Origin of the sequence: Methylocystis sp. ATCC 49242, assembly GCF_000188155.2 — a bacterium.
Classification (GTDB): Bacteria; Pseudomonadota; Alphaproteobacteria; order Rhizobiales; family Beijerinckiaceae; genus Methylocystis.
The window spans coordinates 2027006-2047733 of sequence record NZ_KE124774.1; the positions used below are offsets into that span (position 1 = coordinate 2027006).

Below are 20728 nucleotides of genomic sequence, written 5' to 3' on the forward strand. Positions count from 1 at the left end.
GCGCCTGCGGCAAAAGTCCCAAGAAAACCGTTTTGCTCCCTCATTTTCTTGTATAGATGAGCGACGCGCGATCCTCATTGACCGCTTTCTTCCACGCTCCCGGTTGCTCATGTTCGAACGCAGAGAAGTTTTGAAGGCGGCCTTCGGCGCGATCGCCGCAGGCGTCGCGTCGGCGCAGGCTCGCGCGCAGGGAGCTACGCCGCCGTCACCCCCGCCCCCGGCGCCCTTCTCCCGCGACATGGTGGTCGATCTGGCGCATGCGCTCGCCGCAAAGCCCTATGTGGCGCCGCCGACCGATTTGCGGGAACCGTTCGAGAGCCTGAGCTACGAGCAGTTCGTCGGCATAAGGACAAAGCCCGGAGCCGCCGTCTGGGCCGGCGAAAACAGGGGCTTTTCGATCGAGCCGCTGCATCGCGGGCATATATTCACCGCCGCCGTCGATATTTTCATCGTCGAGAACGGGGCCGCGAGCCGTCTCGCCTACGACCAGTCGCGCTTCGATTATGGCGGCCTGAAAGTCCCGGAAAAACTGCCGGATCTCGGATTTTCCGGTTTTCGGGCGCTTCATGGGCGGGATGGCGGCGCGGAAGCGGAGCTCGCCATCTTTCAGGGGGCGAGCTTTTATCGAGCCGTCGCCAATGGCCAGAACCTCGGAGTGACGGCGCGCGGACTCTCGATCCGCACCGCCGACCCGCATGGCGAGGAGTTCCCCGCTTTTCGCAGTTTCTGGATCGAGAAGCCGGCGCCGGGCGACAATGCGCTCGTCATTCACGCCCTGCTCGACTCCCCCAGCGTCGCGGGCGCCTATCGCTTCACCGTGCGGCCGGCCGAAGCGACCATCATCGACACCGAGCTGACGCTGTTTCCGCGCACGAACGTCGATCATTACGGGCTCGCGGGATTTGCCGCAGCCTCTCTCTACACGCCCCTCGACAGGCGCCGCGCCGACGATCTGCGCCCGATGGTGGCCGCGACGAACGGTCTGCAGATGCTCACCGGCAAGAACGAATGGCTCTGGCGTCCGGTCTCCAACCGCGAGAGCCTGCAGTTTTCCTCCTTCGTCGACGCCAATCCGAAAGGATTCGGGGCGCTGGTGAGAAGCCGCGACATCAACGATTATCAGGACGACGACCAGCATTGGGAGCGGCGCCCCTCGCTGTGGATCGAGCCGCTCGGCGAATGGGGCGAGGGGGCCATGCAGCTCGTCGAAATCCCGTCCGAATCCGAGAACAACGAGAATATCGTCGCCTACTGGCGTCCCAAGGCGTCGCTTTTCGGCGGGGCGGCCGCGACATTCGCCTATCGGCAGTTCTGGTGCTGGGAGCCGCCGATCAGCCCGCCGATGGCGGCGGCGACGCAAGCGCGTTCCGGCCGCGCCCCGGGCGGCAAGCTCCGCCGTTTTCTTGTCGTTTTTTCAGGCGATGTGCTGGCCGATCCGAAAAAGACGGAGCGGCTCACCGCCGCCCTGACCACCTCGCCGGGATCGGCGACCAACATCCGCACGTTTCTCAACCCGTCGGCGAAAACGTGCCGGGTCTCCTTCGACGTCGATCCCGCCGGCGAAAATTTCTGCGAATTGCGCCTTGTCCTGAAAGCGGGCGAGGAGCCGATCAGCGAAACCTGGCTTTATAGATGGACTCTTTGAATAGCTCGCCAGCCGAAGCTCCCGCGCCGGCGGCCCCCTTCGCCGACGCCGCGCCGCCGACTCCGGTCGAGAACCGGCTTTCGATGCCGGCGCAGAATCTCTTCAAATTCGATGCGCGCCAGATACGCAGGCCCGCCGCGCCCTGGCTGTGGCATACGCCGTGGCTGGCGCGTCTCGTTGCTTTCGGCGGCGGCCTTGCGCTGACCGCCTATGGCGGCCACGAGATGTACAAGGTCATCGACGTCGGCGGCGTCACGACCCTGAAATGGGCGCTGCTCGGGCTCTTCGTTCTCAACTTCTCATGGATCGCGCTGAGCTTCACGAGCAGCATCGTCGGCTTCGTGATATTGCTGCGTAGACGTCCCCCCGTCAGCCTGCCGACGGCGCTCAACGAGAAGACCGCCGTCGTCATGCCGATCTACAATGAAGCGCCGAGCCGGGTCTTCGCCGCGCTTCAGACGATCTACGAGGACGTGCAGGCGACGGGGCTGGGCGATCATTTCGACTGGTTCTTTCTCTCCGACACCACCAATCCGGACGTATGGATCGCCGAAGAACGCGCCTTCATCGGCATCCGCCGCCGGCTGGGGCCGCAGGCGCGCGTCTTCTACCGCCGCCGCGAGAAGAATGTCGGCCGCAAGGCCGGCAACATCGAGGATTTCGTCACGCGATGGGGCGGCGCCTACGCCCATATGGTCGTGCTCGACGCCGATAGCCTGATGACCGGCCCGACGATTGTGAAACTGGCCGCCGCAATGGAGTCGGACCCGGACTCGGGCATCATCCAGACGCTGCCGCTCATCATCAACCGCAACACGCTCTTCGCCCGCGTGCAGCAGTTCGCGGCGCGCATCTATGGCCCCGTGATCGCCATGGGCCTTTCCGCATGGATGGGCCGCGACGGCAACTACTGGGGCCACAACGCCATCATCCGCACGGAGGCCTTCGCGCGCCACTGCGGCCTGCCCGACCTGCGCGGCCGCCCGCCGTGGGGCGGACATATCCTTTCCCACGACTTCGTCGAGGCGGCGCTGATCCGCCGCGCCGGCTATGCGGTCTACATGATGCCGACGCTCGGCGGCTCTTATGAGGAAAGCCCGCCCTCGCTCATCGACCTGTCGATCCGTGATCGGCGCTGGTGCCAGGGCAATCTCCAGCATTCGCGCGTTCTCTTCACGCGCGGCCTGCACTGGGCGTCGCGACAGCATTTCCTCACCGGCATCTTCGGCTATCTGACCTCGCCGCTGTGGCTGCTGCAGCTCCTCATCGGCATCGTGATCGTCTTTCAGGCGAGCTATTTCCGCCCGGAATATTTCACCAGCGAATTCGCGCTGTTCCCGACCTTCCCGCGATTCGACGCGGAGCGTTCGCTCGAGCTCTTCGCGCTCACCATGGGCATTCTGCTGGCGCCGAAACTCTTTGGCCTGCTCGTCGCGATCTACGAGCCGGAGACGCGCAGGGGCTCCGGCGGCGTCATCATGCTGTCGATCTCGACCCTGTTCGAGGTGGTGCTCTCGGCCCTGCTCGCGCCGATCATGATGCTGATCCAGACGGGCCATGTCGTTCATATCGTCTTCGGATTCGACACCGGCTGGGACCCGCAGCGGCGCGACGACGGATCGGTGCCTTTCATCGATATCGTGAAGCGCCATCGCTCGCATGTGGCGCTCGGCGCGCTGAGCCTCATCGCCGGCCTGTTGATCTCCCCCTCGCTCGTCGCCTGGATGTCGCCGACGATCGCCGGCCTCATCCTGGCGATTCCGATTTCCTGGCTGACGAGCCAGCGCTGGCTCGGCCTCGTCTTCCGCCGCGCCGGCGTGCTGACGACGCCCGAGGAAACGACGACCCCGCCCGTCGCCAAGCGCGGCAAGGCGCTCTCCAAGGCGCTGGCCCGCGCGGACGAGGACGAAGTCAACGGAATCGTCGCGATCCACGCCGACCCCGAGCTTCGCGCGCTGCACGAAGCCTGGCTGCCGATGCGCAAGCCGCGCCAGCGCGGCGTCGTGACCGCCGACCGCGCAGTGGCGGAGGCGAAGATCGCCGACGCAGAGACGATCGAAGATGCAGTGGCGTGGCTCAATCGGGGCGAGCGTCTGGTCGCGCTCTCCGACCGCGCTTTGATCGGCATGATCGCGCGCCTGCCGCGCAAGGCTGACAAGCAGGCGGAAACCGCGCGGGCGGCGGAGTGAATTCGGACGCCCGCTTCTACGGGGTGTATCGCGCCCGCGTCGCGGAATCGCAGGACCCGGTAAGCCGGGGCCGCGTGAAGGTCGTCGCGCCGAACCTGTTCGGGCCGGAAATGTTTTGGGCGCGTCTGGCGACGGCCGTGGGCGCAAATGAGATAGCGACCGCGCCCGCAATCGGCGATGAAGTGCTGATCGCATTCGAAGCCGGAGACGCAAGTCTGCCTTTCGTCATCGGCGTTCTCTGGAAGGAAGGCGCTCCGCCGGCGTCTCACGACGCCGCGCGGTCCGACGCAGCCGTTGGCAGCATGAAACGCATTTACAAGATCGTCTCCGCGTGCGAATGGCGCGCCGCCGAGGCCGCGGGCGTCTTCCTCGGCGCGGCGATAGACGTCACCGACGGCTTCATCCATTTTTCGAGCGTAGAACAGGTTGAAGAAACGGCGGCGAAACATTTCGCCGGACAGACGGACCTTCTCCTCGTTTCCATCGACGCCCACAGGCTCGGCGATGCGCTGAAATGGGAGGTCTCGCGCGGCGGCGCGCTGTTTCCCCATCTCTACGCGCCGCTCTCCCTCGACGCCGTCGCGCGCGTCGACCCGTTGCGGCTCGGCCCGGACGGGCGCCATGATTTTTCAGGGCTTCTCGCATGATCGACGCTTTCGGCCTCCTGCTTCCATTGTTGCGTCTGCTCGACGCCGAGGATGCGCATCGCGTGACGATCGCCGCGCTGAAATTCCTGCCGAGGCGCACGCCCGAGAAGGACGATCCGCGTCTCGCCGTCTCCGCCTTCGGCCTCGATTTTCCCAATCCGGTCGGCCTCGCTGCGGGCTTCGACAAGAATGCGGAAGTCGCCGACGCCATGCTGGGTTTCGGCTTCGGCTTCGTGGAGGTCGGCACGCTGACGCCGCGCCCGCAGCCGGGCAACCCGCGCCCGCGCGCCTTTCGTCTCGTCGCGGACCGAGCGGTCATCAACAGATACGGCTTCAACAACGACGGCCATGCGCCGGCGCTGGATCGGTTGACGCGCCGCCTCGCCCGATTGGGCGAGACAAAGGAGCGGCGCCATTACGGCGCCGGACCTTTTCGCGGCGCGCATGACGGCGCTGGCGTCGTCGGGGTGAACGTCGGCGCCAACAAGGACTCGGAAGATCGCGCGGCGGATTATGTCGCGGGCGTCGCGGCATTCGCCGACGCGGCGGATTATTTCACAATCAACGTCAGCTCGCCGAACACGCCCGGCCTTCGCGATCTGCAGGAGCCGGCGGCGCTCGCCGACTTGCTTGCACGCGTCATCGACGCTCGCGACGCTTTGCCGACGCGGCGGCCCGTGCTCTTGAAAATCGCTCCGGATCTGGCTCTCGACCAGCTCGACGGCATTGTCCGCGTCGCGCGCGACAGGGGCGTCGACGGCATGATCGTCTCCAACACGACGATCTCGCGCCCCGATACGCTGCGCTCGCCGCTATCCAAGGAAACCGGCGGCCTTTCAGGCAAACCGCTCTTCCTGCTTTCAACCCGCATGCTCGCGCAAACCTGTTTGCGCGTCGAAGGACAGTTTCCGCTCATTGGCGCGGGCGGCGTCGATAGCGCTGAGGCGGCCCTCGCCAAGATCGAAGCAGGGGCGACGCTCGTGCAGCTTTATTCCGCGCTCGTCTACGAGGGTCCCGGCCTCGTGACGCGCATCAAGCGCGGGCTCGTGGAGGCGCTTCAGCGCGAAGACGTCGCGCTTTCCACGCTCGTGGGACGCCGGGCGAGAGAAATCGCGCAGGGGAAGACATATGACCGACGATGAAAAGGCGATCCGCGCCTTCGTGGATGAATGGTTCGCCGCGAGCAGAAGCGGCGACGTCGACGCGATCCTGCGGCTGATGGACGAAGATGCGGTCTTCATGTCGCCCGGCGCGGAGCCTTTCGGCGCGCAGGCCTTCAAGGCCGCCGCCGCGCAGATGAAGAACATGAAGATCGACATGGCGAGCGACATTCAGGAAATCAAAATCCTCGGCGACTGGGCGATCATGCGTAACCGTCTCGAACTAACCGTCGCGCCGCCCGGCGCAAAGCCGATCCGGCGCGCCGGCCATACGCTGACGATCCTGCGCAGGACCGAAGACGGCCGCTGGGTGCTCTCCCGCGACGCCAACATGCTCGTCTGACGCCCCGCCTTTCATATGACCGCGCGCGATGCTATCGAGCGCGCATCCAACGAAGAGGGACAATCATGAGCGAACAAATCTGGCTGGCGACGGGCGAAGCGACGGTTCTGGCGGCTGACGGGCAATATACCGACGCAATGCCGGAAGTGCTGATCGGCAATGTGAAGGGCCCGGTCGGCCATGCGCTGGCCTCGATGACCGGACAGGTGGCGGGCCATCCGCGCATGTTCGTCATCCGCGACCTCAATCAGCAGGTGCGCCCGGCGACCATGATGACCACCAAGATGACGGTGAAGTCGGAAGCCTATGTCGAGCTGCTCGGCGGAATCGTGCAGGCGGCGACGGGCGACGCCATCGTCGACTGTGTGGCGGAAGGGATCATCCCCAAGGCGCAGGTCAACGAGCTGTGCATGATCATCATGGTCTGGCTCGACCCGCGCTGCGCGACGGATGAGAATCTCGACAAGAGAGACCTCTACCGCACCAATTACGAGGCGACGAAGCTCGCGATCTCGCGCGCGATGAAGGGCGAGCCGACGGCCGACCAGCTCATCGCCAACCGCACGACGGTTTCCCACTACGCGCTGGAAGGCGTGTTCGACGAGTAATCAGTCCTCCTGTCGAGGGCGGGCGGAAATCACCATCCCGTCCTCGAACCAGCTGGCGAGAAACTGCGCGAGCCGCTCCGGCTCGATCTCGCCGGACTGCTGGAAAGCCGCCATCTGGCATATATCGCCGAAGGCGCGACCGGCCCGCGCCTCGCTCAATGCGACAAATTCGTCTGGCTCCAGCCCACGGAAGGCGGATTCTTCATTGACGCGCCACACCGCGACGGCCTCGACGCCATCCGCTTCCGGCGCCTGCGCGCCTTCGTCGTCCGGCGACGGGTCATAGGCTTCGAGCGTGCCTGCGGCGAGCTCCAGAACGATGAGACTCGGATGGAAGCCGAAGACGAGGCGCGGCCAGTCTTCCGGCGCAAATTGAGCCAGCGCCTCGATCGTCAGCGGCTCGGCGTCGGCGGCGTCGAAGGCGTCCACCATCGCACGCTCGAACAGCGCCATCGAGACGGCGCGCCGGTCGTCGCGCCAGCGCGGGCTTTCGCGCATGAAATCCGGCAGGCCGGTCGTGTACCAGCGCGCATTGCGGTTCCGCGGCGGAGTTGCGGCGATATAATCCTCGACGAGCGCGTCGAAGGCCTCATCGCCGAGGAGCGCGCGCAGGCCGGGGTGGTCTTCGCCGAGAAAATCCGCAAGCCGCGCGCGATAGCCATGCTGATAAACGCCGAGCAGCGTCTCGCGCTCCGCGCCGCGTTGCGAGGGGCGCAGCGCCGACAGCAGGGGCTTGTCGCCCTCCCCTGCCCCTTCCAGTATGCGGCCCTGGAACAGCGCCTGAAAGTCGGCGAGCTTCATGCGGCGTTCAGCGCGCCGTCGGCGGCGATGCGCGCGTCGATGTCGCGCATGTGCTGAAGCTCGTCGAGCAGTTCGGAGAAGGGCGGGAAATTGTCGTCGCGCTCGATCATCGCCGAAACATTTCCAAAGCGGCGGCGAGCATGTTCGTAGAGCGCCCAGACTTCCTCGCAGACGGGCTGATCATGCGTGTCCACGCGATGCGTCTCGTTGTTGGTGTGACCGGCCATATGAAACTGCACGACGCGCTCGACAGGGATGGCGTCGATAAAGGGGATCGGATCAAAGCCGTGATTGAAGCTCGACACGAAGACATTGTTGACGTCGAGCAGCAACAGGCAATCGGCCCGCTCCGCCATCTCGCGAACGAAATCTTGCTCGCTCATCTCGGAGGCGACGAAAGAGACGTAGGTCGAGGCGTTTTCGACGACGAGTTGACGTCCGAGGAAATCCTGAACGCGCCGGATGCGATCGACGATATGGTCGAGCGACTCGCGCGTGTAGGGGATGGGCAGGAGGTCGTGCAGCGTCACGCCATGCACGCCCGTCCAGGCGACGTGGTCGGAGATCCAGGCCGGCTCAACCCGCTCGGCGAGCGCCTTCAGCTGCTTGAGATAGTCGAAATCGAGCGGGTCGCAGGAGGCCAGCGACATCGACACGCCGTGCATGACGATCGGATAGTTGGCGCGCACGCGGTCCAGCATGGCGAGCGGCCGACCGCCCGCGAGCATGTAATTTTCGGAGATGATTTCAAACCAGTCGACCGGCGGATTGGTCGAGAGAATCTCATCGTAATAGACGGGCCGCAGGCCGAGGCCGTATCCGAGCGGCGCGGGCTTATTCATCGCGCATATCTCTTCTCAAGGCCGCGCTTCAGCTCGGCGGGACATAATCAAAGACTGGGACGGCCGCGAGCGGCCGCCCCAAATTACGCAACTTACTTGCTCTTGCAATGGCTCTTGTGATGGCAGCCGGCCTTCGTGTGATGACAGCCGTGCTTGTGATGGCAATTGCCCTTGTGATGGCTCATGTGATGCTTGCACACGCCGGTCTTCGTCATGCACTTCATCTTGCCGCCGCACTGGCCCTTGGCCATGTTGCAGGTGTGGCCCTTGGCGTATGCCGGCGTGACGGCGGCTCCGCTCAGCGCGAGCGCGACTGCGGCCGCGGCCAGAGCCGCGCCTGAAACGACTTTCGTCTTCATATGGTTCTCCTCAGTAAAGCCCCCGACGGGAGCGAAAGGTCGTGCAAACCGGACGCCGCTGGCGACGCGGATGACTATCGGTTCATCGGCGCCGCGGAGGGAGCGGCGCTCGCCGGCGCCGCGCCTGAAGCCGGAGCGCCGGGGGCGGCGTTGGCGGGCGCGGCCTCGTTGGTCGCCGGAGCAGCGGCTCCCTCGGCCTTGCCCTTCGCCGGGCACCCGGCTTTCGCGCTGCAGGCCATTTTCTCGGACGAGGCCGCGCCGCGATGATGCTTCTTGCCTTTGGCGGCGGCCGGAGCTGCGCCAGCGAGCGCGAGAGCCATGGCGGCAGCAGCGATGGCGGCTCCCTGGAAGGTCTTTGTCTTCATGAACAAAACTCCTGAAAAAGAGCGCGGCGCTTCGACGTCGCGCGAAGCAAAGACCACGCCACAATGGTCAAGCTTACCATCCGATCGCCATTCCGCCAGCGCGTTTTCGGTCAGACCCCCAACAATCAAGGACATGGATAACGCCGACCGTGATTCTCCACAGCGTCAGATTGCTGCAACGCAGCGAATTTGGCAATGCGCCGCACCATCGAAACCCGGGCGGCTAGGCTTGCCGGGACACCGCCCCGCTGTTAGATAGCAGCGCATCGTCGGACGAGTCTCGTCCGGCGTAAACTGGTGTTCGATCGTCGGGCCGCGCCGGCCAGTTCAGTCATGAACCTTTCGTCTTTCGCGCGCACGCGCAGGGACCTCCGACTATCGAAAGCCGATCCGTAACGCCAACCCATAGCCGGCGCCCGCCCGCAAAGGGCTCCTCAGGAGAAACAATGTCATCCGCAACGACTCAGCGCGCCCCCACGCGCGAAGATTTTGCCGCCCTGCTCGACGAAAGCTACGGCAATAACGAGGCTTTCGAAGGGTCCGTCATCAAGGGCCGCGTCGTCGCCATCGAGAAGGACGTCGCCGTCATCGACATCGGTCTGAAGACCGAGGGCCGCGTCGCCATCAAGGAATTCACCGGCTACGGCCGCGATCCCGCTCCGAATGTCGGCGACGAGGTCGAGGTCTATCTCGAGCGCGTCGAGAACGCGCTGGGCGAAGCCGTCATCTCGCGCGACAAGGCGCGCCGCGAGGAGAGCTGGGTCAAGCTCGAAAAGGCGTTCGAGACCAATGAGAAGGTCGACGGCGTCATCTTCAACCAGGTCAAGGGCGGCTTCACCGTCGACCTCGACGGCGCCGTGGCCTTCCTGCCGCGCTCGCAGGTGGACATCCGCCCGATCCGCGACGTCGCGCCGTTGATGAACGTGCCGCAGCCGTTCCACATTCTCAAGATGGACCGCCGCCGCGGCAACATCGTCGTCTCCCGCCGCACTGTGCTGGAGGAGAGCCGCGCCGAGCAGCGTCACGAGATCGTGGCGAACCTCGAAGAAGGTCAGGTGATCGACGGCGTCGTGAAGAACATCACGGACTACGGCGCCTTCGTGGATCTGGGCGGCATCGACGGCCTGCTGCATGTCACCGACATCGCCTGGCGCCGCGTCAATCATCCGTCCGAGGTGCTGACCATCGGTCAGACCGTCAAGGTGAAGATCATCAAGATCAATCACGAGACGCACCGCATCTCGCTCGGCATGAAGCAGCTGCTCGAGGATCCGTGGCAGGGCATCGAGGCCAAGTATCCGATCGGCGCGAAGTTCCATGGCCGCGTGACCAACATCACCGACTACGGCGCCTTCGTGGAGCTGGAGCCGGGCATCGAGGGCCTCGTCCACGTCTCCGAGATGAGCTGGACCAAGAAGAACGTCCACCCCGGCAAGATCGTTTCGACGAGCCAGGAAGTCGACGTTCAGGTTCTCGAAGTCGATCCGGTCAAGCGCCGCATCTCGCTGGGCCTCAAGCAGACCCTGCAAAATCCGTGGGAGGCCTTCGCGGAGAAGCATCCGATCGGCTCGACCGTCTCCGGCGAAGTCAAGAACAAGACCGAGTTCGGCCTGTTCATCGGCCTCGACGGCGACGTGGACGGCATGGTCCATCTCTCCGATCTCGACTGGAACCGTCCGGGCGAGCAGGTGATCGAGGAATACAAGAAGGGTGACGTGATCAACGCTCAGGTTCTCGACGTGGACGTCGAGAAGGAGCGCATCTCGCTCGGCGTGAAGCAGCTTGCGGGCGATCCCTTCGCCTCGGTCGGCGGCGGGGAGGAAGGCGGCGACGTCCGCAAGGGCGCCGTGGTCACCTGCGAGGTGGTCGAGGTCAAGGACTCCGGCATCGACGTCAAGATCGCCGGCACCGATCTCACGACCTTCATCAAGCGCAGCGAGCTCGCCCGCGACCGCGCCGACCAGCGCCCCGAGCGCTTCGCCGTCGGCGAGAAGGTCGACGCCCGCGTGACCCTGTTCGACCGCAAGGCGCGCAAGGTCGCCGTCTCCATCAAGGCGCTCGAGGTCGCCGAGGAGAAGGAGGCCATCGCGCAATACGGATCCGCCGATTCCGGCGCGTCGCTCGGCGACATCCTCGGCGCGGCGCTGAAGGCCCGCGAGGGCGAAGCAAAGAAGGGCAAGAAGGACGAGTAATCCTTCCCCGCAAAAAAAAAGATCAAAGGCCCGCGGCGCGCAAACGTCGCGGGCTTTTTCTTTTGGTTCGGCGCCGCCGAACCCGCGTCAACCTTTCATTCACCATAACGCAACCTGTTTTATCGGCGTTAACCCTAGTTTTGGCCGCGCAGGGCAAGATCGGCGCATCGTTAATGCTTGCCGAACGCGAGCCCCTGGAGTTGCGTCATGAGTGCGAACTCTTTTGATCATGAATATGTCGCCAGTCCTTACATGGGCCCGCTACGCGCCCGACCGCTCGGCGCGCTTGCCGCTTTCGGCATGGGCGCGGGCGCCTCGCTCATTCTCGCCGCGGCCGTGATCCTGACCCGCCATGCGGCCGACCCCCAGTCTGTCGCCAATGCGGACGCTCCCCCAGCCGCGGCGGCGCCCGCCGCCAAGATCGCCAACAAGATCGCCGCCGCCGGCCCGGACCAGGCCGGCGACGCCAGGGCGACGCCCTTCAGCGCCTTCGACCTCAACGCGCCGGAATTCGAGCGTGAGAAGAAGGTCATCTCGGTGCGCGAGTCCGAAGAGGGCGGCGGCCGCGTCGACAGCCTGACCATGGGCCAGTTCGCGATGGGCGCGCCCTTGCTGCGGATCGACATTCACCAGAATCTGACCGCCAGGGACACCAATCCCGACTTCTTCCTCGACATGACCCGTCACGCCGCGCAGCTTGGCCTCAATGTCGCGAAGATCGGCCAGCCGACGGCGCTGACCACGCGCTTCGGCGCCTTCGAGACCGCCGACATCCGCCTGACCCAACCCGCGAGCGAAGGGGTCGCGGCGAGCGAGCGCTCCTGCCTTGCCACGCGTCTCGTCGACGGCAAGCTGCCGCTCGAGATCGCCGGTCTCGCCTGCGGCGCGGCAACCCTGCCGATCGAGCGCGCCTCGCTGGGCTGCATGCTCGACCGGCTGGAATATGTCGCGCCCGGCGACAACAAGGCGCTCAACGAGTTCTTCCTCAACGCCGAGGCGGCGCGCGGCAAGGGCTGCGCCAATGTCTCGCGTGACGACGTGACAGCGAGCATTCCCGCCCGCAAGCCGCCTGCGAAACGGGCCGCCAGGGCCAAGCCGGTCGTTCACAAGACCCAGGCCGCCCGCTGACGCGATGGATGGCGGAGGCGCGACCGCCATTCACTCTAACGGGAAAAAGCCGGATCGCGGATCAAGTCTTGTCGCTTTTGCGAAACGATCCGCTATTATGATCGTAACCGGTTCAACTTGATGGGGATGGAGATGCGCAAAGCTTCGGTTATTTCGGCGGGACTTGCTTGCCTGATCGCGCTGGCGGCGGGCGGCGACGCGCTCGCCAAATCGCGCAATCGCCAGCCCGGCTATTCCGTCTCGCAGAGCCGCGGCCCCATCGAGGTCGAGCGCCGCAGCTTCCTCGACCCGGGCACCAAGGTTCCGACAGGCAGCACGAACCGCTACATGGTGCAGCAGACTTTCAACAATCAGGATCCGATCGAGGCCAATCAGCGCAGCTGGTACATGCAGGAGACCCTGCCCCGCAAATATGAAGTGCCTTACGACGACGGCTTCACGCTCGATCTTTTTCCGTAAGACCGGGTTATTCTTGACACGGGGGACGGGCTGCTGTAGCTCCCCCTCAGCCTGACGCGGCACCGACCGCGCCGGGCATGCACCCGTGGCTGCTCTCTTCAGTAAAAGACGAGCGCCTGTCGGCCGGATATCCGGCAGAGGAGGGCGCGTTCCGGACCCCGGCGACGCCGGGAGCGTGCGGGAAACGCGATTGCGGCGAAGCGCCCCGGGCATAGGCTCGCGGCGCATTTTCGTCTTTTCGCCTCTCGCGCGCAACGCGACCATGAGAGGACGAAAGTAAAGTGACGAAGCGCGCAGAAGCCAAATACAAGCTCGACCGCCGACTGGGCCAGAACATCTGGGGCCGCCCGAAGAGCCCCGTTAACCGCCGTGAATATGGTCCCGGCCAGCACGGCCAGCGCCGCAAGGGCAAGCTCTCCGACTACGGCACGCAGCTGAAGGCGAAGCAGAAGCTGAAGGGCTATTACGGCAATATCTCCGAGAAGCAGTTCCGCAAATATTACGCGGAAGCGATTCGCATGAAGGGCGACTCGGGAGACAATCTGATCGGCCTGCTGGAGCGCCGTCTCGACGCGGTCGTGTATCGCGCCAAATTCGTGCCGACGGTCTTCGCCGCGCGCCAGTTCGTTAACCACGGTCACATCCGCGTCAACGGCCGCCGTGTGAACATCCCGTCCTATCTCGTGAAGGTCGGCGATGTGATCGAGGTGAAGGAAGCCTCGAAGCAGGCGGTGACGGTGCTCGAGTCCGTCGCTCTCGCGGAGCGCGACACGCCGGAATATTACGACGTCGACCACTCCAAGATGACCGCAAAGCTGACGCGCGTTCCGCACGCGACGGAAGTTCCCTACCCGGTCCAGATGGAGCCGAACCTCGTGATCGAGTTCTATTCGCGCTAAAGATTTTTAGCGTCGAATACACAATATATAGTAGCAAAAACAAAGATTTAGGCGTCAGCATACTAGATGTTGACGCCTATTTTTTTACACACGCACTACACAGAACAAAGCATGAACTGAATTGGTTTGGTGAGTTTTAAACGTGCGATGAGCGTGGATTTGGGAGGGAGTTTACACAGACGTTACACAGGCGATTAGCAGGAGGTTGGGGGAAGAGGGTCGGTGCCCCAAACTCCTGAACTCAGATCTATAGGGGAAAGGCACCTAAGCCCCTACAAGCGTGTACGCTTTAGCATGCAATAATTCAGCGCGACGACGAAGAAACTCATCGTAAGAACCCGAATCTAAGGCAGCAATCGAGTCTTTGTCGATAAACTGTGAGATCAGAACGTCTACACGCCCCTCTTCTCCAAGCTTTAGAATGTGGCTTCGCCAATCCACTGGTCCGGGATGATCCAAGTCCGCCAAACTTCTGAGTAACACATTAGGGAAAATCCTCGGCGAGGGCCCCACGTCCAGACCCGATTCCTTCAATTCTTTGCCGGTTAGAATGCTCTCAAAGGCCCTCAAATCAGAGGTAGCCATGAACTCCGATGAGTTTATTTTTTCGCCAGTCATAAGGCTTTTAGCTTCGTGAATCGCAAACATCGCGGCAAAAGCCCCCGAAAGAGCCTTACCACGTATCAGGCGACGCTCGAAAAAGTCGTCCTTGGACAAACGCAAGCGTGTTTCAAGGCCACGAATCTGCCCGTTGATCAATGCACGCCAATCCGATACGGCACGAACTACGTAATGGTCGGGCTTACCTCGAAGGCTCTCGTTAAATCCTACTGCCCAGAACCAGCGTTTAATCTGATCCAACTCAATAGGTGATTTCGCCTCGCTCATCCCGATTGTCTTGAATAAAACTAAAAGCTGCCCTTCGTATGGAACAAACGCAATATTTTGAATGCCGAATCCCTGTCGAAGGAACTCTCGGACGGCGTTGAATTTATCCGGAAACGACAGAAACGCATCCCGCAATTCGCCCGGGCTTCGATTGCGAAGCGACAACAGACCTTCACCAGATGGCGACACCCCGAGGAGAAGACCGACACATTTAATGATCGTCTCATCAGATAGTTCAAATCCGGTCACCTGTAGAGGCTCGCGGACTAGGTCCAGATAATGATTGAGATCGAACGACTGATTCCATGTTATCGCACGCATGAAATCAATCGTATCAAGACGTGTTCCTGTCGAATTTGTTCGCTCGAAAATTCCAACGATCCGATCAATATCATTACCTTGAATTCTCACGACCGGAACCATGTAATCTTGAAACGCTGCTTGAGTGCGAAGCAGCTCGTCTAAGAGCGCATCGCCGTCGTTCATTCTCGCAAGACGTGCCTGATGCTCAAGTAATGATCGAGGCGAAATTAGTGCTGAGAGTGGAATTGCTGAATTAATCTCATCAGCTACGAGGTCACGTTGATGGATAAACCGACGCCCACGCAGATCATAATAAACATTAAAAGATTCGCACTGTCCCGCTTGGAAATGAAAAGTCCCGTACAACGTTGATAAACGCTGCATCCCATCCAGAATGTAATTCGTCGGGTAAGACTCTGGAACATCAGGAAACGCTGTTAATTGGTGACTAGCAATCTCCATCATCTTTCGATCTACATACCAAAGAAGGATGCTTCCGATTGGAAAATGGTCACGAACACTACTCAATAGGTCAATGATCTGATTATCCTTCCAGACAAATTCTCGTTGGAAGGCAGGAATGCGCAAGTCCCCCGCCCCGATCTGGCGGAACAGCGTGAACAAATGCACGACCGCGGGTTGAGGAGCGCTAATCATGAGTCCGCCTCGCTCGGAGAATCTCGTCCTGCCATTGCTTCTGCATTCACAGTCGGCGCACTCCCAGAAATGGGCGCTGAAGCGGATTCCATCTCGGAAATAGCCATGTCCTTTCCAGGCATAAGATCGAGCACCTCATCACGAAAGGTCTGAATCACCCCCTCAAGCAAATGAAGGGTATGACCAAGATACGCTGACCTGAATAGCTGGGAACGTGGCTCCCATCGCCATTTCTGATCGGTGTGGTTTGAAGGCTGAGTGCTACGCCGCCCTTCATACAACCCGTGAGTCAAACCGGTGATGAGCTCCGACAACTGAGTCGTTAATTGGAGCTCAAACCATATACATTTTTCTTCAACACCTTCATTTACCATGATCTCAACCGGAATTCGGAAGTAAAAGTGCCATGCATAGTATCCTAAATCATTATTCATTGAATAGTATTTCGATTTAATACACCTTTCTTTACAGAAACTTGCAAGAGCACTAGCAACGAATTTTGGTCCATCCATGTATTTGCATACAAGTCTAGCTCGCAATAAATCATTCATGTTTTCATGCTCGTACATGCTGCTATAATCGACAAATCCTTTATCGGGTCTATCTGGAAACCTACGATTGTTAATGCAGTTTATGCGATATACCTTGTTCAGAAGGCTTTGGTATGGCTTCGTAAAAACAGACAAGTCGGACGGACTAACCGGGTAATATAAAAGGTGCGGCCTGCCGCCTGCATACTCGGCCGCTATCTCATTCAGGTAGCGTATCAAATCATTCATAAACTCTCCGGTTTGAAGCTTCGACTGTGCGGACGCGATATTAAACTCATAGGTCTTGGCACCCGACATAGCCGGATTCGGAAATCCTAGCTGTGCACCATACCGCGCAAAATAAGCTTCTTCCGAGAGCATTGAATCACCCGCGATCAATCAGCATTCTTCTCGTCTGATCATTCTCGTCAAGAATCATGAGCCTGTGCGCACAAATCGAGCACAGCCGTCTGCTGGAGGGCTCAGCACCGCGCAACATCACAAAAATCATATTCTGTGATGCTGACTTGTAACCCACTGAAATCATTGGATTCACTTCGGCAATCTCTTCGGTTGCTCTCCTGAACATCAGAAAACATGCTTGTTCCGAGCAAATTGTTAGCCAAGAGGAACAAGCAATGAAACAGGCTCCCGTCCTCACCGAGCGAGATATGAAGCGGGTGCTACAGCACGTAGCCCGAGCACGCTTCCCTGCCCGCAACCGTTGCTTGCTGATGCTGAGCTGGCTCGCGGGCATGCGTGTGGCAGAAATAGCCGCGCTGAAGCTAAACGACGTCCTCGCGCCTGACAAGACCATCCGAGCCGAAATCCAACTCTCCCCTGAACAGACCAAGTGTCAATGGCGGGGACAAAATGTGCATGAAGGCGGGGTAAAAGTGTACCGGTCTGGTTTCGAGAAAAGGGCCGCACGGCCCTTGTAGTTTAGTTGACGCGGGCGTTGAGGCGCGCGGAGCGTAGCGCAGCGCGGTTCAACGCGCGCGACGGCGATCAGTTCGTCGTGTCGGCGCCTCCTTTGTCGATTGCGGGCGCGTCGGGGAGATCGCGGTTTCGCCGTTGCGCTTTCTTTGCGGTCGAGAGCCGATAGCTCTCGCCGTTCATTTCCAGAATGTGGACATGATGGGTGAGCCGGTCGAGCAATGCGCCGGTGAGACGCTCGGAGCCAAACACCGACGTCCATTCATCAAAGGGCAGATTGCTGGTCACCAGCGTCGCACCGCGTTCATAGCGCTGGCTGAAGACCTCGAAGAGCAGCTCTGAGCCGACCGCCGTGAACGGCGCATAGCCCAGTTCGTCGACGATCAGCAGTTTGACGGTGTTGAGATGCTTTTGCAGCGCGCGCAGGCGGCGCTCGTCGCGCGCCTCCATCAGTTCGTGCACAAGAGCCGCGGCGGTCGTGAACGCGACGCTGAACCCCTTCTGGCAGGCGGCGAGCCCCAGGGCGAGCGCGACGTGGGTCTTCCCCGTTCCGCTTGGCCCAAGGGCGATGCAGTTCTGTCGCTTCTCGATCCATTCGCACCGCGCCAGCTCCAGCACGAGCGGCTTGTTGAGTGAAGGCTGGGCGGTAAAGTCAAATGTGTCGAGGCTTTTGACCTGCGTAAAGCGCGCCAGCCGGATGCGGCGCTCGACATTGCGCCGCTCGCGATCAATGCGCTCCAGTTCGCACAGGCGTAGCAGATAGCGCGGGTAATCGGCGCGGTCCTGCGCCGACTCCAGCGCCACCTTCTCATATTCGCGCGCGAAGGTGGGAAGCTTCAGCGCCTTGAGATGATTACCCAGCAGCACCTGCGGCGCGACGATCGTCTGCGAACCCGTCTCATGCGAGGTGGTCATGCCGGACCTCCCGCGGTCGTCTCCATGACGCCCGCGATGACGCTCGCGCCGGCGACGAGCCCGAGATAGGCGCGCGGATCCGTCGCGCCGACCGTAGCCGCCGGCAGGTAGGGGTAGAATGTCAGATCGAGCCGCGCGGGCCGGTTCTCCAGCCTGGCCAGCAGCAGCATCTTCACTGCGTCAAAGCTGATCGCGCCAAGACGCAGCGCCTCCGCGACCGCCTGTTCGACCTGATGCTGATGAAAGTCCTCCATCAGCCGCAGCACCTGGATGAACTCGCGGCGCCCGCTATTCCCCATGCGCGCCTCCATCAGCCGCCGCAGACGATGCACGCAGTCGGCAAGCCGCCAGTCGTCGAGCGGCGCGGCCTGATCGAGCGCGCGGCTCTTGTGTTCGAGTAAAGCGAGATAATGCAGCGGGTTGTAGATGAACTCGGCCTTGCCGTAGCTGCGCGCATGCACGGCGATGGTCTCCCCGCCGCAGACAATCTCGACCCGATCGACATAGCCCTTGGCCAGCGCCTCCCGATGGCCGAAGCGCATCGGGACCGAGTAATCGTTGTTGCGGTAGCGCACCAGCGCCATCGACGACACGCGCGTCGCGACCTTGTGACAGGCGTCATAGGGAGCCGGCGGCGCCGGCAGGAATGCCGCCATATCCGCCTGCATGCGTTCGCCGATCGGCGTCGACTGGCCCGCGCAGGATCGCCCGCCGTCGTTTCGTGCAGGCGTCCAGGAACCTCGCGTTCAGCGCCTCGAAACTCTCCGCCACGGGCAGTGGCGTCATGAAGTTGCGCCGGACATAGCCGACAAGCCCCCTCGACCTTGCCCTTGTCATTCCCCTTGCCGGGCCGGCCAAAAGCGATCAGCAAAAAGGTAATGGCTCTGGAGTTCCGCAAACATTTGCGAACGCAGACGCTCTCCACCCTTCACGATCCTGGCGACCGCGAGACGCGTATTGTCGTAAAGAATGGACTGGGGGACGCCGCCAAAGAAGGCGAAGGCCGCGACATGGCCGTCGCAGAAGGCTTCCGCCGTCTCCGCCGGATAGGCCTTGACGAAGCAGCCGTCCGAATGCGGCAGGTCCATGCAAAAATAATGAAAGCGGACCTTCCTGCCGGCGATATAGGCGTCCGCCTCGCCAAAATCCGCCTGCGCATTCCCCGGTCGATGGCTGAGTGGAATAAACATCTCGCGCGACCGCAACTGCGCCTGCGCGACATATTCCCGGACGATCGTGTAACCGCCGGAAAACCCTTCTTCGTCCCGCAGCCGTTCGAATATCCGCTGTGCCGTATGACGCTGCTTGGCGTGAACAAGCCGATCATCCGCCAGGACCTTGTCGATCCAGGCCATATACGGCCCCAGCTTCTTCGAGATCGGCCGCTCCCGACGCCGATACCCCGGCGGAACCGAATATTGAAGCATCTTCGTGATCGTATTGCGGTGCACGCCGAAGCGCCTGGCCGCTTCCCGCCGGCTCAGCCCTTCCGCCATCACCGCGCGTCTCACCCGGGCATAGAGTTCCACTGTGAACATCCTTTCGGCCTCTCCATGCCAGTCGATGACATCGAGTTCGGCCTATCAGGACCGGTACACTTTTGCGCCGCCGTCAAAGCAGCCCCCAAAGCCGGTTCAGTGGTACACTTTGCCGCCGCTGTTCATACTCCTCTCTGTTCGGTTGAGGGGAGGCAGGGACCATGACTTCCGAAAACAAGCTCGATCCTGCCATCATGGCGCAGTTCACCGGCTCGGAGACATTCTACCGCTACGGGCTCGCTGGCGACGTTCTCTTCACGGAGGGCGTCAAATATGTCGCGGACACAGCCGGGGCGTACTGGCTGCTCGATCTGATCTGCATCGCCAATGTCTATGAGCCCAAGGTCCGGGGTGAAGAATTTCAGCTGTGGACGCTCGGGGTGCGGGACAACGCCACGGGAATGGTGACCTGCGACGATGGGAACGGTCGCATCGTCTCCGAGCAGGCGCTGAACTTCACCGATTTTCCTAAGCCCGGGATAAAGCTGTATTTTTGCAACGGGACGATTATGCTGCCGACCGAGTACTGACCTTTTCCCTCGCAATCGCCGCCACCGATATCCGATGTCCTCGCTAGAAAAACCAGCTTGGGCGTGAGATATTCTTGGGTGGAAGCCATGGCCACAGCCATTTGTCCGCGATCGAGGGAATTCACCATTGCAGCCGTCAAAACTTTCTATCTCGGAGCTCTTTCAGCAACGCGAGCAGTACCTGATTCCACTCTTCCAACGTGGGTATGTTTGGACACTGACAAATCAGATTATGCCTCTTTGGGAAGATGTAGCGGACAGATTGAATGCACTGAAAGAGCATCGAGAAGATGCTCACAAAATTGGTAGCGCAGAGAAGTTGCGCCCTCTTCGCAAGCATTTTTTGGGAGCCATTGTCGTCGGAAGCCCCGCAACTTTCGACAGCAAGGCCGTTCCTACACGCGAAGTGATAGATGGTCAGCAACGGATCACGACACTGCAGATAATGCTTCTCGCTCTGCGTGATGCTATCGCGCCATTGGACGATCCCGCGATTGGCGACGATGTGCTGAGCCTAACCTATAACAAGGGGAATTACGAAGCAAAGAAGGACCATTTTAAGGTATGGCCCACGAATGCTGGGCGCGATGTCATGCAGGTCCTGTCATCCGCTGGAAGCATGAAGGAGGTCTGCAACAGATACCCAGCAAAAGACAAAAGCCGACAAAAGGTTGAGCGGCCACTAATGGTTCAGGCCTATCTGTTTTTCTATTCCATGCTAAGTGTCCGTCCTGAAAGATGTTGAATCGAATGAATCTGTTGTGATGGATGGGAGGCGGTCTGATTCGTAGGAG

At 61.4% G+C, this 20728-nt stretch carries 23 protein-coding genes and 1 pseudogene; 14 read left to right on the plus strand and 10 right to left on the minus strand.

The features are described from left to right. Positions 1-109: 109 nt before the first annotated feature. The 7 genes and pseudogenes from MET49242_RS12015 (at position 110) to MET49242_RS12040 (ending at position 6592) form a co-directional block, all read left to right on the plus strand. Positions 110-1645: a glucan biosynthesis protein gene (locus MET49242_RS12015; RefSeq protein WP_036283164.1), complete on the plus strand. Its 1536-nt coding sequence runs from the start codon at positions 110-112 to the stop codon at positions 1643-1645. After that, positions 1633-3834, plus strand: coding sequence for a glucans biosynthesis glucosyltransferase MdoH (gene mdoH / locus MET49242_RS12020; protein WP_036283165.1), 2202 nt, complete (start codon positions 1633-1635; stop codon positions 3832-3834). The genes MET49242_RS12015 and mdoH overlap by 13 nt, the downstream gene beginning before the upstream one ends. A 23-nt stretch (positions 3835-3857) precedes the next feature. Further along, positions 3858-4064, plus strand: a pseudogene (locus MET49242_RS26370) (phage baseplate assembly protein V); the annotation flags it as partial. Then, positions 4062-4481, plus strand: coding sequence for a DUF952 domain-containing protein (locus MET49242_RS12025; protein ID WP_371212551.1), 420 nt, complete (start codon positions 4062-4064; stop codon positions 4479-4481). The pseudogene MET49242_RS26370 and the gene MET49242_RS12025, both read left to right, overlap by 3 nt. Further along, positions 4478-5623 carry a quinone-dependent dihydroorotate dehydrogenase gene (locus MET49242_RS12030; RefSeq protein ID WP_036283166.1) on the plus strand — a complete coding sequence of 382 codons (1146 nt, stop codon included), beginning with the start codon at positions 4478-4480 and terminating at the stop codon, positions 5621-5623. The genes MET49242_RS12025 and MET49242_RS12030 overlap by 4 nt, the downstream gene beginning before the upstream one ends. Then, positions 5610-5984, plus strand: coding sequence for an SgcJ/EcaC family oxidoreductase (locus MET49242_RS12035; protein ID WP_036283167.1), 375 nt, complete (start codon positions 5610-5612; stop codon positions 5982-5984). The genes MET49242_RS12030 and MET49242_RS12035 overlap by 14 nt, the downstream gene beginning before the upstream one ends. 65 nt (positions 5985-6049) lie before the next feature. Beyond that, the gene (locus tag MET49242_RS12040; protein ID WP_036283168.1) at positions 6050-6592 is read left to right on the plus strand and encodes a formaldehyde-activating enzyme; all 543 of its coding nucleotides are present in this window, start codon (positions 6050-6052) and stop codon (positions 6590-6592) included. On the opposite strand, the gene MET49242_RS12045 is transcribed toward MET49242_RS12040, so the two are convergent. The 4 genes from MET49242_RS12045 to MET49242_RS12060 all read right to left on the minus strand — a co-directional run bounded on the left by MET49242_RS12045 (position 6593) and on the right by MET49242_RS12060 (position 8959). After that, entirely contained in the window at positions 6593-7393 is an 801-nt protein-coding gene (locus MET49242_RS12045; RefSeq protein WP_036283169.1) for a DNA-binding domain-containing protein, read from the minus strand. Further along, positions 7390-8235, minus strand: a complete 846-nt coding sequence (locus tag MET49242_RS12050; RefSeq protein WP_036283170.1) for a DUF692 domain-containing protein — start codon at positions 8233-8235, stop codon at positions 7390-7392. Before MET49242_RS12050 ends, MET49242_RS12045 begins: the two co-directional genes overlap by 4 nt. Before the next feature lie 92 nt (positions 8236-8327). Beyond that, the gene (locus MET49242_RS12055) at positions 8328-8594 is read right to left on the minus strand and encodes a hypothetical protein (protein WP_036283171.1); all 267 of its coding nucleotides are present in this window, start codon (positions 8592-8594) and stop codon (positions 8328-8330) included. A gap of 74 nt (positions 8595-8668) precedes the next feature. Then, on the minus strand, positions 8669-8959 hold the full coding sequence (locus MET49242_RS12060; protein WP_144259596.1) for a hypothetical protein: 291 nt from the start codon (positions 8957-8959) through the stop codon (positions 8669-8671). Between the two features lie 446 nt (positions 8960-9405). Between MET49242_RS12060 and rpsA the strand changes: the two genes are divergently transcribed. The 4 genes from rpsA to rpsD all read left to right on the plus strand — a co-directional run bounded on the left by rpsA (position 9406) and on the right by rpsD (position 13637). After that, complete coding sequence (gene rpsA / locus MET49242_RS12065; RefSeq protein WP_036283173.1) at positions 9406-11151, plus strand: 30S ribosomal protein S1; 1746 nt, start codon at positions 9406-9408, stop codon at positions 11149-11151. Positions 11152-11358: 207 nt separating this feature from the next. Then, complete coding sequence (locus MET49242_RS12070; protein ID WP_144259597.1) at positions 11359-12279, plus strand: hypothetical protein; 921 nt, start codon at positions 11359-11361, stop codon at positions 12277-12279. Positions 12280-12411: 132 nt separating this feature from the next. Beyond that, a complete protein-coding gene (locus tag MET49242_RS12075) occupies positions 12412-12738 on the plus strand; it encodes a hypothetical protein (protein WP_036287895.1) in 327 nt (108 codons plus the stop codon). A 281-nt stretch (positions 12739-13019) separates the two neighbouring features. Then, positions 13020-13637 (plus strand): 30S ribosomal protein S4, encoded by a 618-nt coding sequence (rpsD, locus tag MET49242_RS12080; RefSeq protein ID WP_036283174.1) that lies wholly within the window; start codon positions 13020-13022, stop codon positions 13635-13637. 264 nt (positions 13638-13901) lie between these two features. On the opposite strand, the gene MET49242_RS12085 is transcribed toward rpsD, so the two are convergent. Further along, a complete protein-coding gene (locus MET49242_RS12085; RefSeq protein WP_084679035.1) occupies positions 13902-15485 on the minus strand; it encodes a DUF262 domain-containing protein in 1584 nt (527 codons plus the stop codon). Continuing rightward, positions 15482-16414 (minus strand): hypothetical protein, encoded by a 933-nt coding sequence (locus tag MET49242_RS25000; RefSeq protein WP_144259598.1) that lies wholly within the window; start codon positions 16412-16414, stop codon positions 15482-15484. Before MET49242_RS25000 ends, MET49242_RS12085 begins: the two co-directional genes overlap by 4 nt. 239 nt (positions 16415-16653) lie before the next feature. On the opposite strand from MET49242_RS25000, the gene MET49242_RS12095 reads away from it, so the two are divergent. Next, complete coding sequence (locus MET49242_RS12095) at positions 16654-16956, plus strand: tyrosine-type recombinase/integrase (protein WP_051134167.1); 303 nt, start codon at positions 16654-16656, stop codon at positions 16954-16956. A 67-nt stretch (positions 16957-17023) separates the two neighbouring features. Here the strand turns inward: MET49242_RS12095 and istB are convergent, their stop codons facing one another. Genes istB through istA form a run of 4 tightly spaced genes read right to left on the minus strand, consistent with a single transcriptional unit; the run spans position 17024 to position 19404 of the window. Continuing rightward, complete coding sequence (istB, locus tag MET49242_RS12100; RefSeq protein ID WP_036283177.1) at positions 17024-17866, minus strand: IS21-like element helper ATPase IstB; 843 nt, start codon at positions 17864-17866, stop codon at positions 17024-17026. After that, on the minus strand, positions 17863-18534 hold the full coding sequence (locus tag MET49242_RS26375) for a hypothetical protein (protein ID WP_256378581.1): 672 nt from the start codon (positions 18532-18534) through the stop codon (positions 17863-17865). The genes istB and MET49242_RS26375 overlap by 4 nt, the downstream gene beginning before the upstream one ends. Further along, positions 18485-18703 carry a hypothetical protein gene (locus MET49242_RS26380; RefSeq protein WP_256378582.1) on the minus strand — a complete coding sequence of 73 codons (219 nt, stop codon included), beginning with the start codon at positions 18701-18703 and terminating at the stop codon, positions 18485-18487. Before MET49242_RS26380 ends, MET49242_RS26375 begins: the two co-directional genes overlap by 50 nt. After that, the gene (istA, locus tag MET49242_RS26385) at positions 18700-19404 is read right to left on the minus strand and encodes an IS21 family transposase (protein WP_256378583.1); all 705 of its coding nucleotides are present in this window, start codon (positions 19402-19404) and stop codon (positions 18700-18702) included. Before istA ends, MET49242_RS26380 begins: the two co-directional genes overlap by 4 nt. Positions 19405-19565: 161 nt before the next feature. On the opposite strand from istA, the gene MET49242_RS12110 reads away from it, so the two are divergent. Continuing rightward, entirely contained in the window at positions 19566-19934 is a 369-nt protein-coding gene (locus MET49242_RS12110; RefSeq protein ID WP_036283178.1) for a DUF6876 family protein, read from the plus strand. Positions 19935-20061: 127 nt separating this feature from the next. Beyond that, the gene (locus tag MET49242_RS12115) at positions 20062-20679 is read left to right on the plus strand and encodes a DUF262 domain-containing protein (RefSeq protein ID WP_036283179.1); all 618 of its coding nucleotides are present in this window, start codon (positions 20062-20064) and stop codon (positions 20677-20679) included. Positions 20680-20728: the final 49 nt, after the last annotated feature.